Genomic DNA, 14,211 nt, shown 5'->3' with positions numbered 1-14,211 from the left:
CTGAACGGAACACAACACAGCCTCGCCGGCGCAGGCAGCTGCCCGGCCGGGGTTTTCCAGTCCGGCCGGGGCATCTTGGAACTGTCGGGTATTCAGCAGCAATAAGATCAGAACTGCGCAAGCGCCGGTGTGTCTGCTTTCGCCAGCAGCAATTCCTTCAGTTCCGTATCCAGCTTCACAACTGAAACAGAAAATCCGCCCATCTCAAGGGAAGTCATATAGTTTCCGACAAACGTTTTGACAATCCGGATTCCTTTTTCAGCAAATACATGCGCGACCCTGCGGTTGACAATGAACAGCTCCATCAGCGGGGTCGCCCCAAGGCCGTTAACCATAACGGCAGTCTCATCGCCGCTTCCCAGCGGAAGATCGGCGAACAGCTTTTCCAGCAGCAGGTCGGTAATTTCATCCGCCGGATGGATGGCTTCGCGATGGGTTCCCGGTTCGCCGTGGATTCCCATACCGATTTCCATTTCATTTTCCGTCAGCTCAAAGCTTGGTTTGCCCGCTTCCGGCACCGTGCACGGGGAAATGGACATGCCCATCGAACGCACATTGGCAATCACCTTTTCGGCGACCGCTTTCACTTCTTCCAGCGTTCCTCCGGCCTGCGCTTTCGCACCCGCGATCTTATGTACCAACACTGTGCCCGCAATTCCCCTGCGCCCGCTGGTCCAGGTGCTGTTTTCCACAGCCACGTCGTCATTTACCACGACCTGCTCCACCCGGATGCCGTCCGCTTCGGCCATCTCCGCAGCCATCTCAAAATTCAGCACGTCGCCGGTATAGTTTTTGACGACCAGCAATACGCCCTTTCCGGAGTCCACCGCTTTAATCGCTTCATAGATCTGATCGGGAGTGGGAGAGGTAAATACCGCGCCCGCAACCGCCGCATCCAGCATCCCTTCCCCGACCCATCCGGCATGGGACGGCTCATGCCCGCTGCCCCCGCCGCTGATCAGCGCCACTTTATCGCCCGGGGCATCGGCGCGCACGATCACATTCAGCCCTTCCAGACGGCGCACATATTGGGGATACGCCAATGTAAGCCCTTCCAGCATTTCGTCAACCACATTCGCCGGATGATTGATTATTTTCTTCATCACAGAGGCCTCTCTTTCCTTTTTTCATTTATGAGCAGCAAGTGAATTGCTTCTGCATACGTTCCTGCTTTTCCGGATTTACTCTGTTTGCGCTTTCAGATAGGCTTCCGCCTGTTTCGCATCCGAAAGGGAGAGTACCGCGTCGGCCCAGCGCCGGTCCGTTTCACATGCGAGAACCGCCTGTTTCACCAATGGGATCCGGGGAAGGCTCATGCTCAGCTCGTCGATTCCCCAGGAGCACAGAAGCCTTGCGGCAGCGGGGTCGCCCGCCATTTCCCCGCACATACCGACCCATTTCCCCCGGCTGTGCGCCTGTTCCACCACATGGCGGATCAGCCGCAGCACCGCCGGGTGAAAATAGCTGTAAAGCTGGCTGATGAGAGGGTTGCCTCTGTCCACAGCCAGTGTGTACTGTGTCAGGTCGTTGGTCCCGATGCTGAAAAAATCGCATTCTTCGGCAAACTGCCCTGCCAGAACCGCCGCCGCGGGCGTTTCAATCATCATGCCCACTTCCATATCCTCAGCAAACGGAATATCGTCCTGCTCAAGTGAATGCACGGCCTGTGAAATCAGCCGCTTCGCCTGACGCAGTTCCTCAAGGCCGGAAATCATGGGGAGCATGATCGCCGCTTTCCCGTAAACCCCGGCGCGCAGGATTGCGCGAATCTGGGTTTGGAACAGATCGGTCCGCTTCAGGCTGATCCGGATCGCCCGCCAGCCTAAAAACGGGTTTCGTTCCGGAGGAATTTCCAGACAGGGAAGCTGCTTGTCTCCGCCGATGTCCATTGTGCGGATGATGCAGCGGCGGTTTTCGCACCGTTCGATGACACGCCGGTACGCTTGAAACTGTTCCTCCTCCGTCGGGAAACTGCCTTTCCCCAGAAACAGAAATTCCGTGCGGTAGAGCCCAACCCCTTCATAGCCGTACCGCTGTGCCTGTTCAAGCTCCTCGGGATACCCGATATTGGCCGCCAGCGTGACTCTGAATCCGTCTTTTGTGCGGGCCGGAACCGACGCGAGGCGGCGGTATTCCTGCTCCTCCCGCTGCTGTTCCTCCATCTTTGCCTGATAGCTCTGAATCGTCCGCTCATCGGGGTTAGCAATCAGAAGCCCTTCCCCGCCGTCCAGGATGACCGGGGTGTTGTCCGGAATCTGCTCGCGCAGGTCTGTGATTCCCACCAGTGTCGGGGTGCCTCTGGACCTTGCGAGAATCACCGCATGTGAGGTCATGCTGGCGCTTCCGATGATGAGCCCGGCGGTCTCCTGCGACAGGCCGATGATCAGCGACGGGTCGATTTCCTCTCCGAACAGGATTGCGGGCGTCTTGAGTTCCGTTTCCTGAATTCCAAGCAGGATTTCGGCAATCTGTATCCCGGCATTTTGAATGTCAAGTGCCCGTTCCCTCAGATAGGCGTCCTCCAGTTCCAAAATCGGGCCTGCCATCTCCTCGCAGCTTTGCAGGACAGCCGCAGGGGCGGACAGCCCGGAAGCTTGTATTTTTTCACTCACCAGAGACCCCAAACCGGGATCTGAAAGGATCAGGCCGCGCGTTTCCAGAATCGCCGCCTGCCCCTCCTGGTGTCCTTCCCGCAGTTTTTCAACCAGTCGGTCGGTACGCGCGGCGGCGACGCCGCGCGCGTAATAAAACCGCTGCAGTTCCAGCGGCGGGTCCTGCTGGCGATAAGATTCCAGCTCCTTTTGAAGATCCCTGCGCAGAAAATGGAGATACCCCCGGGCAATTCCCGCAACAGCACCTACTGCACGGATTGTTTTAAGTTCATTCACGACGCGGCGCCCTCCTATTCATGAAACCGCTGTTTTACCAATTCCGCCAGCATCTGTACAGCCGCTTCCTCGTCTTCGCCATCCGCGCGGATCGTAATGGAATCGTTTTGCCTGAGCCCCAGCCCCAGAACCAGAATAATGCTCTTGGCGTCGGCTTTTTTCCCGTTTCCCTCCAGGACGATTCTGCTCTTGAATCTGGCCGCCGCCTTTACCAGTTCCGCCGCCGGCCTTGCGTGCAGCCCCGCCGGATTTGTAAGTGTCAACATAACCTGTCTCATCCCATTAGCCCCTGTTCCTTACAATTTGCGCAGTGTGCGCGCCTGTTCGGCCGCGTCCGCGACTTCCCCGAGCGGCGAGCCGATGGTTGCCTGAATCGCCGCGCTGACCGCCCCTTCCACAATCGGGGCATCCGCAATCCGGACTCGTTCGCGCGCCGGTTCCTCCAAAAACTCCAGCGCTGTTTGAGCGCTGAGAATCGCGCTTCCGAGATCCGCCAGAATGACCACCCCGTCCCCAGAGTCCGCCTGTGCAATCGCGTTGCTGATACGCACCGCATCTGTGCCGACCCCGCCGTTCTGCAAGCCGCCGGCCGCAACCAGCTTCAGCTCCCTGCCCGCCATCTGGGCCGCGATTTCCGCAACCCCTTCCGCAAGTTTCGCACTGTGGGACACAATGACAAGTCCTACCATAAGCCTCTCCATTCCGCCGGCTTTCGCCGGCACTTCGCTTGTCAGCCGGTTTTTTCTATCCCGGCTTTGTTCTTACAGACTTTTATAATATTCCGTCAGCGCCTTCAGGATCAGCATGACGGAAGTGGCGCCCGGGTCCTGATGCCCGATGCTCCGCTCCCCCAGATAACTTGCCCTCCCTTTTCTGGCCGCTATAGTCTTGGTATAGTTGACTCCCTCTTCCGCGGCCTTGCACGCTTCTTCCAGACATTCCAGAAAAGTCCGGTTCTGTTCTGAGGCGGCAGCAAACGTATCATAAGCGGGTTTGAGCGCATCGATCATAGTCTTGTCACCCGGCTGCGCTTTTCCGCGGCTTTCAATTCCATCCAGCGATTCACCCAGGAGCTGCACCGCATCGGTTTTATCAATCGAGTCCTTTCCCTGCATGACCTTAGCGCAGCGCAGAAAAGCGGTTCCGTAAAGCGGGCCGGACGCACCTCCGACAGTGGAAATCAGTGTCATAGCTGTCGTTTTCAGCCCGGTTGACAGATCGGCGGGGGGCGAAGCTCTTAATTTTTCCATAACAGCGTGAAACCCGCGCGCCATATTGTGGCCATGGTCGGCATCTCCGATGGCCCGGTCCAAGTCTGTCAAGAACTCCTTGTTTTCATGAATCGTACCGGTGATGGCCTCCATTGCGCCCAAAAAGGATTTGTCCATAAAATTCGCCTCCTGTTTTTTTGCATACAGTCTGTCGACCCGAACCCAACAGCGGAATCCTGCTTAGGGGGTATGTCCGGAATTCATCTGCAAACGAACGTGAAATCCCGGGAACCCCGGCTCTGTTCTAATTCTATTCAAAAAGATCGGCCGCTTATTCTATTATTTTTCAATTTGCGAACATATCATGAGCGCTTTTTATAGGACGAAACGATGAACCGCACCGCGTTCAGATGACCTTAAATTGTGCAAAGAGCCTGTTCATCGGGGCTCCCCGCTCTTTAATTAGACAAAACAGAAAACTGTATAGACAAAACGGCCTCATTGTTCATTTACTTCGATATTAAACAATGCTACGATATTTCTGCAAGATATTTTGTATTAATTTCACAAAATATTGGACGAAATCCTAATGTTAATTTATGTCGGGAGGAATTAAAGTGGGACAGTACATTATGGCCTTGGACGCAGGAACCACCAGCTCGCGCTGCATTCTTTTCAATGAGAAGGGTGAAATGATCAGCGTGGCTCAAAAAGAATTCACGCAGTATTTCCCCCAGCCCGGCTGGGTCGAGCATGATGCCATGGAGATATGGTCCACACAGATCGGTGTGGCGCAGGAGGCCATGCATAAAATCAGCGCATCCGCCGAGGACATTGCGGCAATTGGAATCACCAACCAGCGTGAAACCACCGTTGTCTGGGACAAAAACACCGGCGATCCGGTCTATCACGCGATTGTGTGGCAGTGCCGCCGCACCTCCGAATACTGCGACAGCCTGAAAGAAAAAGGCCTGATCGACAGCTTCCGTCAAAAGACCGGTCTGGTCATCGACGCGTATTTCTCCGGAACAAAACTGAAATGGATTCTTGACAATGTTCCTGGTGTGCGTGAAAGAGCCGAAGCGGGCGACCTGCTGTTTGGAACCATCGACACCTGGCTCATCTGGAAGCTGACCAAAGGCAAAGTTCATGTCACCGACTATTCCAACGCATCCCGCACACTGCTGTTTAATATTCAGGAACTCAAATGGGACGAGGAAATCCTGAACGAACTGAATATCCCCGCATCCATGCTGCCGGAAGCAAAACCCTCCAGCTGTGTCTACGGGGAAACAGAAGCGTCCCTCTTCGGAAGCCCCATCCCGATCGCCGGAGCCGCGGGCGACCAGCAGGCCGCGCTTTTCGGCCAGACGTGCTTTAACGCGGGCGAAGCGAAGAATACCTACGGAACCGGCTGCTTCTTGCTGATGAACACGGGCGAAACGCCCGTTTACTCCAAAAACGGATTGGTCACCACCATTGCATGGGGACTTGATGGAAAAGTCAACTACGCGCTGGAAGGTTCCATCTTTGTGGCAGGGGCCGCCATCCAGTGGCTGCGCGATCAGGTGAAACTGGTCGACAGCGCTCCGGATTCAGAATATATGGCAACAAAAGTAAAAGACACAAACGGCGCGTATGTTGTCCCGGCCTTTACGGGTCTTGGAGCGCCCTATTGGGATCAGTATGCCAGAGGCGCAATCGTCGGGCTGACAAGAGGCGTGAATAAATATCATATCATCCGCGCCACCGTGGAATCGCTGGCTTATCAGACACATGACGTGCTCAAAGCGATGCAGCAGGATTCGGGGATCACGCTGAACGCGCTTAAGGTTGACGGCGGTGCCTGCGCCAATAACTTTATGATGCAGTTCCAGGCGGATATCATCAATGCGCCGGTGCATCGTCCGGTGTGCGTAGAAACAACTGCAATGGGCGCCGCCTATCTGGCCGGTTTGGCAGTGAAATACTGGGCAAGCAAAGAGGATGTTATTAAGAACTGGCAGATCTCCCGGATTTTTAAACCCTCCCTTGAGGAAGAAGAACGCGCCAAACTGGTTGCGGGCTGGAACAAAGCAGTCAAATGCGCAATGGGCTGGGCAAAAAGTTAGCCCGGTAAACCATAAAATATCAAGAATTGAGGTGTAATCGCATGCTGCCATTTATTGCGGAATTTATTGGAACGACTCTTCTGATTATTCTCGGCGACGGTGTTGTTGCAAATGTTACACTCACAAAGTCCGGTATGAAAGGCGCCGGCTCTGTCCAGATCACCTTTGCATGGGGCCTTGCCGTCCTGCTGCCCGCGTTTATCTTCGGGGCGGCGTCCGGAGCGCATTTTAATCCGGCGGTAACCATTGCAATCGCAATGAACGGGGGCCTTGCATGGAGCCTGGTACCGGGATACATCATTTCCCAGATGCTTGGCGGCTTCTGCGGAGGGATTATTGTTTACCTGCTCTTTAAGGATCACTTCGACGCGACGGAAAACGCGGGGACCATCCTCGGATGCTTCTCAACCGGCCCGTCCATTCCGAACACCCCGCGGAACTTCTTCTCCGAGCTGGTCGGTACTTTTGTGCTGGTATTCGCCATCCTCGGCACCGGAAACGTTGTGGGCGCGGGCACGGTCGGCGTGAACTACCTGCTCGTTTTCGGAATCATCGTATCCGTTGGTATGTCCCTTGGCGGTTTGACCGGATATGCGATCAATCCGGCCCGTGACCTTGGCCCGCGCCTTGCGCATGCGGTGCTGCCGATTAAAAACAAAGGCAGCTCCAATTTCAGCTACGGCCTGGTTGTCCCTGTATTTGGCCCGATTGTGGGCGGAATCCTCGCGGTTCTCCTGTTTAGCGTCATTCCCTGGTAAGTACCCAAGCGATTTAATCTGCAGGGGCAAACATCGTCCTGTATGCCCCTGCATTCTTATGGAATTTTTTCAATTTTTACATCTGATTTCTTTGTTTTACCGAAACAGGGGAATCAAAAGGTGGTGTTCAAGAAGATGCTAGATGTCATTGTGATCGGCGGCGGAGTCATCGGCTGCTCTGTCGCGCGAAACATGGCCAGATATGACCTCAAAATTGCCCTGCTGGAAAAAGCCGCCGATATCTGTGAAGGACAAAGCAAGGCAAATACAGCGATCGTGCACGGAGGCTATGACGCAAAGCCTCATACACTGAAGGCAAAATATAATGTACTGGGCAACCGGATGTTTCAGGAGCTTTGCTCCGAATTGGATGTTCCGCTTAAATGGAACACGTCCCTGGTTGTCTGTTTTTCAGAGGATGAAATTCCCAAGCTGGAAGAGCTGAAAAAACAGGGGGAACTTAACGGGGTGCCAAAGCTCAGCGTCATCGGCCGGGAAGAACTGCAAAAGCGGGAACCCGGTCTCAGCAAAAACGCCTGTGCGGCGCTGCTGGTGGAAACAGGGGGGATTGTCTGCCCCTATGAGCTGACGATTGCGAACGCTGAAAACGCGGCGGAAAACGGCGTGCAGTTTTACCGGAACGCCGAAGTCACCGGAATGGAAAGGGGAGACGGCTGCTGGATTGTGCAAAGCAAGGCGGGAACCTTTGAGACAAAAGCTGTCGCCAACTGCGCGGGACTCTACTCCGACGTCATCAACAGCATGGTATCCGAATATGCTTTTAAAATCCTGCCCCGCAGAGGGGAATACTATATTCTGGATAAAAAATACGCCGACGTGTTTCACGCCTCGGTCTTCCAGCTGCCGACCAACCTCGGGAAAGGGATTCTCGTGAGCCCGACCGTCGACGGCACAATTCTGGTAGGCCCGACCGCGGAGGATATTGAGGACAGATCGGACAGCCGCACCACGCCGGAAGGGCTTGCAAAAGCCCTGAAATTCGGCAGCATGACCTGGGAGAACATCCCGCTGCGTGATGTGATTACCACCTTTTCGGGAATCCGCGCCCACAGTGACAAAAACGATTTTATCCTGGGAGAAGCGCCGGACGCGCCGCTGTTTTTCAATGCGGGCGGCATTGAATCCCCCGGCCTGACCTCCTCACCCGCGATTGCGCTGGACCTCTCCAATCTGGTTGCGAAACGGCTGGGGGCCAAAAAAAACCCGAAATTCAACCCTATCCGGAAAGCGATTCCGAAGTTCAGGGAGATGGATGATCTCCAACGCTTTAAGGCGATCGCCGCCAATCCCGATTACGCCAAAATCGTGTGCCGCTGTGAAACCGTGACGGAAGCGGAAATCCGGGAAGCCATCCGCAGGCCGGTGGGTGCGCGGACGGTCGACGGCATTAAGCGGCGGACAAGGGCAGGCATGGGACGGTGCCAGGCGGGCTTCTGCACGCCCAGGACCGTCCAGATCCTGTGCGAGGAGCTGAACCTGTCGCCGCTGGAAATTACGAAATTCGGTGAAAGTTCAAGGCTGCTGGACAGCTATTTGTTTGAAGGGAGGGAACAGCGCCATGCGTAATGTCGATCTGCTGATTATCGGCGGCGGGCCTGCCGGTCTGGCTGCCGCTGTTTCCGCCTACGAGCAGGGCTGTCGGGATATCTTGATTCTGGAGCGGGAAGATACGCTGGGGGGAATCCTTCGGCAGTGCATCCACAACGGGTTCGGCTTGCATACCTTTCAGGAAGAGCTGACCGGACCCGAATATGCGCAGAAGTATATCGACCGGGTCATCGCCTGTCAAATACCCTATCAGTGCAGCACCATGGTCATTGAAATCACCAAAGGGAAACAGGTGACCGCCGTCAACCGCAGCAACGGGCTGCAGCATTTTCAGGCGAAGGCGGTCATCCTGGCAATGGGATGCAGGGAACGTCCCCGCGGGGCGCTTGCCATCCCGGGCTGGAGATGTTCGGGCATTTATACGGCGGGCACCGCGCAGAAGTTTGTCAATCTGGAAGGGATCATGCCCGGGCAGCGCGTTGTGATTCTGGGCTCCGGGGATATTGGCCTGATTATGGCGAGACGAATGACCTTCATGGGCGCGAAAGTGCTCGCCTGCGTGGAGCTTCTGCCGTTTTCCTCCGGCCTCAAGCGAAACATTGTGCAGTGCCTGGACGATTACGATATCCCGCTCCTGCTGAACCATACGGTGGTGGATATTTCCGGACGGGAACGGCTGGAAGGAGTAACGGTCGCGCAGGTAGACCCCGAGACCAAACTGCCAATTGCGGGCACCGAACAGTATTTTGCGTGCGACACGCTGCTGCTTTCCGTCGGCCTGATTCCGGAAAACGAGCTCAGCCGGATGGCAGGGATTGAACTGTGCGGCGCGACCGGCGGCCCGACGGTGGACGAAACTCTGCAAACCTCGGTGGAAGGCATTTTCTCCTGCGGCAATGTCCTGCATGTGCATGACCTGGTGGATTTCGTCTCGGAAGAAGCCGAAAAGGCAGGAGCGACAGCATGGCGGTATATCGCCGATACCCTGAACCAAGACCTGAAAACTGTGCCGGTCATCAGCGGGTTCGGCGTGTCGGGCGCCGTACCGCAGAAAATCCATGTGGGAAACGCGGATCAGCCGATCACCCTCATGTTCCGTCCCAAAAACGTCTATCAAAACGCGAAAGTCTGTGTGACAGCGGGTGAAAAAGAGATCTACAGGCGTACCAGCCGCATCCTCACACCGGGGGAAATGGTCAGCCTCAAACTGAAGCCGGAAGTGCTCAGGCAGATTGCGGATGCCGATGATCTTACCGTGAAAGTGGAGGCGTCATGAGATGGTGAAGGAAATCACTTGTATCGGATGCCCGATCGGATGCCGTATTTCCGCGGTTCTGGAAAACGGGGAAATCCATTCGCTCAGCGGGTATACCTGCAATGTCGGAAAAAAATACGCGCAGGAGGAATTGACCGCGCCGAAAAGAACGGTTACGGCGCTCATGCCGGTGAGGGGCTGCCGCCATCCGCTTCCGGTCAGGACTTCCGAACCGATTGATAAAAGCAAAATTTTCGACTGCCTGAACGAGGTTGCAGGACACTCGGTTACCCTGCCGGTACATCTTGGGGACGTCGTTCTCCCCAACGTGTGCGGTTCACCGGCAAATATTATCGCGACAAAAGAACTCCTGTGAAAAGACATAAAAGAACGGCCCGCATAATGCAGGCCGTTCTTTTATGATTGCCGCTTCAAGGTAAACTTTTTTTCGGTTCCGTTCTTTAATCGCTTGATATTGGGTTTGTGCTTATAGATCAGCAGACCGGAAATCCCTGCCGCCAGAGCCGTCGTAATCCACAGATAAGAGATCGGGGGTGTTCCGTAAGGAAATCTGCCGGTGCGGTAGTCCCAGAAAGAAAGAACCAGGCAGTGCACAAATGGAAAACTGAACGCCGCGATGATTGAGGAAAGAGATACAATTTTTGAAATAATAAACACAGCCGCAAATACGATGAACACAATCGCAAACAGCCGCCAGTCATAAAAGACAACTACCGCGGCCGATGATAAAATCCCTTTTCCGCCCTTAAAATGAAAGTAAAGCGGATAGACATGTCCGACCACGCACATCAGTCCGGCGATTAACGCGCCGTACTGCTGAAAATAGGCGGGTGCGCCGCTCTGCTGGCAATAATACTGAAAAATCGCCCTGCCCGCAATCACAGAAACCGCTCCTTTTAGGAAATCAAACAGGAATGTAAAAACGCCTGCCTTCCACCCCACAGAGCGCAGGACATTGGTCAGGCCCGCATTGCCGCTCCCCAGCGTCCGGATATCCACATTGTTGTAAAAAAGCCGTGTAAACAGAATCGAAAAGCTGATGCTTCCAATCAGATAGGAAAAAGCGGACGAAAGAAACACCGAAACCCAGAACAACCCTGCGTGATACATGAAATCATCATCCTTTTTTATCTTGTATGTACGGGTATGTTACCGGCTTATCCTTTCTATATATTATATAGTATGGTCGCAAAGTATGCGATAATCTTCGCTGTCTTATAAATAACAAAGCCGCCATAGCCGGAGAAATTTCATTGACATCCTGGAATGCAGATTAAAAGAGTCCCTCAACGCACGATTGCACATACTCCACCGGCACATCCATGCGTTTCGCTGTCTGCTCGGCCGAAAGGCCGCTGTTGAGAAACCTTTTTACCACCATGCCCATATTTTCACCCACCTCGATGATGTGCCGGTCGGGATCATAAAAGCGGACCACCCGCTGTCCCCATGCATGTTCTTGGGGTGTGTGGACATATTCAATACCCGGTGTTTCGGCAAGACGCGCCAGAAAACCGTCCATATTGCTTTCCTCAAAGTATAGTTCTGTGGAATTATGCCCTAAGGTAATACTATTTTCTTCCCTTTGGATAAAGCTTTTCCAGGTGTCGAACGTCTGAAGCGCGATGCGGTCTGAAAGCGTGACGTTTGCTCCGAAATCAGCGGTGACCGTCATACCCAGAAGGTCACAGTAAAAGCGTTTTGATCGCTCCATATCACGAACGGCGAGCAGGGTACATTGATAATTCATCTCAGTTCTCCTCCACTTTTCAAATAGATTGCATTATTTTGGATTTCTCCACTCCAGTTTACCACTATTTCAACAAAAATGAACCGACAAAGCATGTCATTTTTAAGCTCATAGGAAATCCGCCCGAAGCAAACTGTAAACCCATTCTCTGCATTTTCACGTGGTCTGTAAATCTCATAATTTTTAAATAATATGCACAAAACTCGATTCAGATATTTAGCGATACTTATAATTGATTTTCTAGTATACTAGTGTTATTATTTAGAATGTTCATAGAGTTGAAATAGTTCATTCATAACCTGCTATAGATTGGAAGGGAGACCCATAAATTGAAGCAATTGCAAACCAAGCTGCTGCAGGTGGGCGAAACCCGCGTCTGGCGTACATACAAGGGCGGAAAGCGTATTGATGAATGGCGTGGCCGCTCCGCTGGAGCCGACGGCAACTTTCCCGAGGATTGGATTGCGTCTACGGTAATGGCCAGCAACCCCGGCCGGGAAAAAATCCCGGAAGGACTGAGCCGGGTGCTGAATCTGCCGGGACAGCCCAAACTGAAAACGTTGTTTGAAGAAGACCCGGAAGGCTGGTTCGGCGCGGCACATGCTGAAAAATTTGGCAGTGTTCTGGGTATACTAATTAAGATGATTGATGCCGGCGAACGGCTTACCATTCAGGTGCACCCGGACAAGGACTATGCAAAACAGGTATTTCATTCGGATTATGGCAAGACCGAGGCGTGGTATATTCTGGGCGGCGAAGACGCCTGCATTTACTTTGGCTTCAAACCGGGCATTACCCGCCAGCGATGGAAGGCCTTGTTTGATCAGCAGGACATTTCCGGTATGCTGGAATGTCTGCATCGCATCCCGGTGAAGCCGGGAGATTCTTACCTCATCTGCGGCGGCGTACCCCATGCCATCGGACAGGGATGCTTTCTGGCGGAAGTGCAGGAGCCCACCGATTACACCATGCGCACCGAGCTTGTGACCCCCGGCGGCCTGCACATCCATTTAAATCAGTGCCACCAGGGCGTCGGATTTGAAAAAATGCTGGACTGCTTCCATTATGAAGGGCTTTCACTGGAGGAGACCCGGAAACGCTGGAAGGTAGAGCCGCAAGTAACCAGCTTGCCCTGCTGTACCATAACATCGCTCATTGACGCGCGTTACACAAAGCTGTTTTCCATGCGCAGCCTGCTGGTGGAAGGGAAATGCATTCTGCAACGACCGCAGCGGCTTTCGGCATTCGCCGTACTTAGCGGAAGCGGAAGCGCTTCCAACGGAGAAGAAACGCTTTCCCTGAAACAGGGCGATTATCTGGTTGTACCTGCGGGCGTACAAAACCTCCAATTAGCAGGTGAAAGTTTCCACTTGGTAGAATGCCTGCCCCCTGCGCTGGACTGACCCGGATTCAGCAAACCATACTAAATGATGTATTCGGCATTATGCCGTTTGCAGATATGAATAAGGAGGACACTATTACCCATGAAAAAGACTCTTGCATTAGTTTTGGCAATGACGATGTCACTAAGCCTGGCCGCTTGTGGCGGTTCTGCTTCCGGCAGTTCTTCTGCCGCCGCCTCGGAGAGCGCAGATTCCGCGAAGGATGCCGCGCCCGATAAGGTCTATGAGCTGAAAGTTTCCACTACCCAGGCTGAGACCGCTCCTATCGTAGAGGGACTGCAGGCCATTGCTGACAGGGTTGCAGAAGACACCAACGGCGGCGTGAAGATCACCATTTATCCTTCCAGCCAGCTGGGCGCGGAAGAGGACATGATTGATCAGGCGCTGCAGGGCATGAACATTGCTGTTCTGACCGATGCCGCCCGTATGAGCAACTATGTTTACGACATGGGAATTTTCAACATGGCATATCTGGTCGACAACTATGACGAGGCATGCAAAGTAATGGATACCGACATTTTCCAGGGCTGGCAGGATGAGTTGGTAGATCAGGGTATCCGCGTACTGTGCTTTAACTTTTATGACGGCGCCCGCTCCTTCATGACCAACAAGAAAGCTACCACTCCCGCCGACTTGAAGGGGCAGGTCATCCGTACCCCCGGCGCTGATCCCTGGGTCAACAGCATCGAAAGCATGGGGGCTACCGCTTACTCTGTCGCATGGAGCGAAGTGTACAACAGCATTCAGACCAAGGTCATCGACGGCTGCGAAGTGCAAAACACCAGCGCTGTTTCCACCCATATCTATGAGGTCTGCAAATACGTGGATAAGACCGAGCACATCAATCTGGTCAACTGCCTGATTACCGGTGAAGCTTGGTTCTCCTCCCTGCCCGCAGAGTATCAGGAAATCCTTCTGAATGACGCTTATGGCAGCGCTTATGAAAATGCCAAGAAGGTAGAGAGCCTGCAGCCGGAGATGGAGAAAACCCTCGTAGACAACGGTATGGAAATTGTGGAAGTGGACAAAGAAGCTTTCAAGGAAGCCGCCAAGGCCGCTTACGAGAAAATGGGTTGGACCGAGCTGCGCGAGAAGATCTACGCTGAGATCGGCAAAGAAGCCTGATTTTGTTTTCCTAAACAAAATTTGCCGGAACCCGAGTCAAGGGAACAAAAGCTTGGACGGGCGTTACCGCTCGTTCAGGCTTTTCTTTTTCTATTCGAATTCAATAAACCGAAACCTACT

Annotated in this window: 14 protein-coding genes; 7 read left to right on the top strand and 7 right to left on the bottom strand. The window is 53.8% G+C overall.

Going from position 1 to position 14,211, the window contains the following annotated elements; all coding sequences use genetic code 11:
* Nucleotides 1-107 precede the first annotated feature (107 nt).
* The 5 genes from dhaK to dhaL form a co-directional block, all read right to left on the bottom strand.
* Nucleotides 108-1,103 (bottom strand): dihydroxyacetone kinase subunit DhaK, encoded by a 996-nt coding sequence (gene dhaK, locus C1A10_RS10045; RefSeq protein ID WP_101910135.1) that lies wholly within the window; start codon nucleotides 1,101-1,103, stop codon nucleotides 108-110.
* Nucleotides 1,104-1,181: 78 nt separating this feature from the next.
* Complete coding sequence (gene ptsP, locus C1A10_RS10040; RefSeq protein ID WP_180951085.1) at nucleotides 1,182-2,888, bottom strand: phosphoenolpyruvate--protein phosphotransferase; 1,707 nt, start codon at nucleotides 2,886-2,888, stop codon at nucleotides 1,182-1,184.
* Nucleotides 2,889-2,902: 14 nt separating this feature from the next.
* A complete protein-coding gene (locus tag C1A10_RS10035; protein WP_242968907.1) occupies nucleotides 2,903-3,154 on the bottom strand; it encodes an HPr family phosphocarrier protein in 252 nt (83 codons plus the stop codon).
* 30 nt (nucleotides 3,155-3,184) lie between these two features.
* Nucleotides 3,185-3,577 carry a dihydroxyacetone kinase phosphoryl donor subunit DhaM gene (gene dhaM, locus C1A10_RS10030; protein ID WP_101910132.1) on the bottom strand — a complete coding sequence of 131 codons (393 nt, stop codon included), beginning with the start codon at nucleotides 3,575-3,577 and terminating at the stop codon, nucleotides 3,185-3,187.
* Nucleotides 3,578-3,649: 72 nt separating this feature from the next.
* Nucleotides 3,650-4,276 carry a dihydroxyacetone kinase subunit DhaL gene (gene dhaL / locus C1A10_RS10025; protein ID WP_101910131.1) on the bottom strand — a complete coding sequence of 209 codons (627 nt, stop codon included), beginning with the start codon at nucleotides 4,274-4,276 and terminating at the stop codon, nucleotides 3,650-3,652.
* A 440-nt stretch (nucleotides 4,277-4,716) separates the two neighbouring features.
* On the opposite strand from dhaL, the gene glpK reads away from it, so the two are divergent.
* The 5 genes from glpK to C1A10_RS10000 all read left to right on the top strand — a co-directional run bounded on the left by glpK (nucleotide 4,717) and on the right by C1A10_RS10000 (nucleotide 10,168).
* A complete protein-coding gene (gene glpK, locus C1A10_RS10020) occupies nucleotides 4,717-6,210 on the top strand; it encodes a glycerol kinase GlpK (RefSeq protein WP_101910130.1) in 1,494 nt (497 codons plus the stop codon).
* Nucleotides 6,211-6,251: 41 nt separating this feature from the next.
* On the top strand, nucleotides 6,252-6,968 hold the full coding sequence (locus C1A10_RS10015) for an MIP/aquaporin family protein (RefSeq protein WP_101910129.1): 717 nt from the start codon (nucleotides 6,252-6,254) through the stop codon (nucleotides 6,966-6,968).
* Between the two features lie 135 nt (nucleotides 6,969-7,103).
* Nucleotides 7,104-8,555 (top strand): NAD(P)/FAD-dependent oxidoreductase, encoded by a 1,452-nt coding sequence (locus C1A10_RS10010; protein ID WP_101911625.1) that lies wholly within the window; start codon nucleotides 7,104-7,106, stop codon nucleotides 8,553-8,555.
* Nucleotides 8,548-9,813, top strand: a complete 1,266-nt coding sequence (locus tag C1A10_RS10005) for an NAD(P)/FAD-dependent oxidoreductase (protein ID WP_101910128.1) — start codon at nucleotides 8,548-8,550, stop codon at nucleotides 9,811-9,813. Before C1A10_RS10010 ends, C1A10_RS10005 begins: the two co-directional genes overlap by 8 nt.
* Nucleotide 9,814: 1 nt before the next feature.
* Complete coding sequence (locus C1A10_RS10000) at nucleotides 9,815-10,168, top strand: DUF1667 domain-containing protein (protein WP_101910127.1); 354 nt, start codon at nucleotides 9,815-9,817, stop codon at nucleotides 10,166-10,168.
* A 41-nt stretch (nucleotides 10,169-10,209) separates the two neighbouring features.
* Here C1A10_RS10000 and plsY read toward each other — a convergent pair whose 3' ends face one another.
* Together plsY and C1A10_RS09990 are read right to left on the bottom strand one after the other, a co-directional pair.
* Nucleotides 10,210-10,923 carry a glycerol-3-phosphate 1-O-acyltransferase PlsY gene (gene plsY / locus C1A10_RS09995; RefSeq protein ID WP_101910126.1) on the bottom strand — a complete coding sequence of 238 codons (714 nt, stop codon included), beginning with the start codon at nucleotides 10,921-10,923 and terminating at the stop codon, nucleotides 10,210-10,212.
* A gap of 163 nt (nucleotides 10,924-11,086) precedes the next feature.
* On the bottom strand, nucleotides 11,087-11,563 hold the full coding sequence (locus tag C1A10_RS09990; protein ID WP_101910125.1) for a VOC family protein: 477 nt from the start codon (nucleotides 11,561-11,563) through the stop codon (nucleotides 11,087-11,089).
* Between the two features lie 329 nt (nucleotides 11,564-11,892).
* Between C1A10_RS09990 and C1A10_RS09985 the strand changes: the two genes are divergently transcribed.
* Nucleotides 11,893-12,966 (top strand): type I phosphomannose isomerase catalytic subunit, encoded by a 1,074-nt coding sequence (locus tag C1A10_RS09985; protein ID WP_101910124.1) that lies wholly within the window; start codon nucleotides 11,893-11,895, stop codon nucleotides 12,964-12,966.
* Between the two features lie 81 nt (nucleotides 12,967-13,047).
* Nucleotides 13,048-14,091 carry a C4-dicarboxylate TRAP transporter substrate-binding protein gene (locus tag C1A10_RS09980; RefSeq protein ID WP_101910123.1) on the top strand — a complete coding sequence of 348 codons (1,044 nt, stop codon included), beginning with the start codon at nucleotides 13,048-13,050 and terminating at the stop codon, nucleotides 14,089-14,091.
* The last annotated feature ends 120 nt before the right edge of the window (nucleotides 14,092-14,211 follow it).

The organism is Marasmitruncus massiliensis (genome assembly GCF_900186535.1).
Classification (GTDB): Bacteria; Bacillota; Clostridia; order Oscillospirales; family Ruminococcaceae; genus Anaerotruncus; species Anaerotruncus massiliensis_A.
Note: the sequence above shows the minus strand (reverse complement) of the source record. Positions and strands in the feature narration are given on the sequence as shown.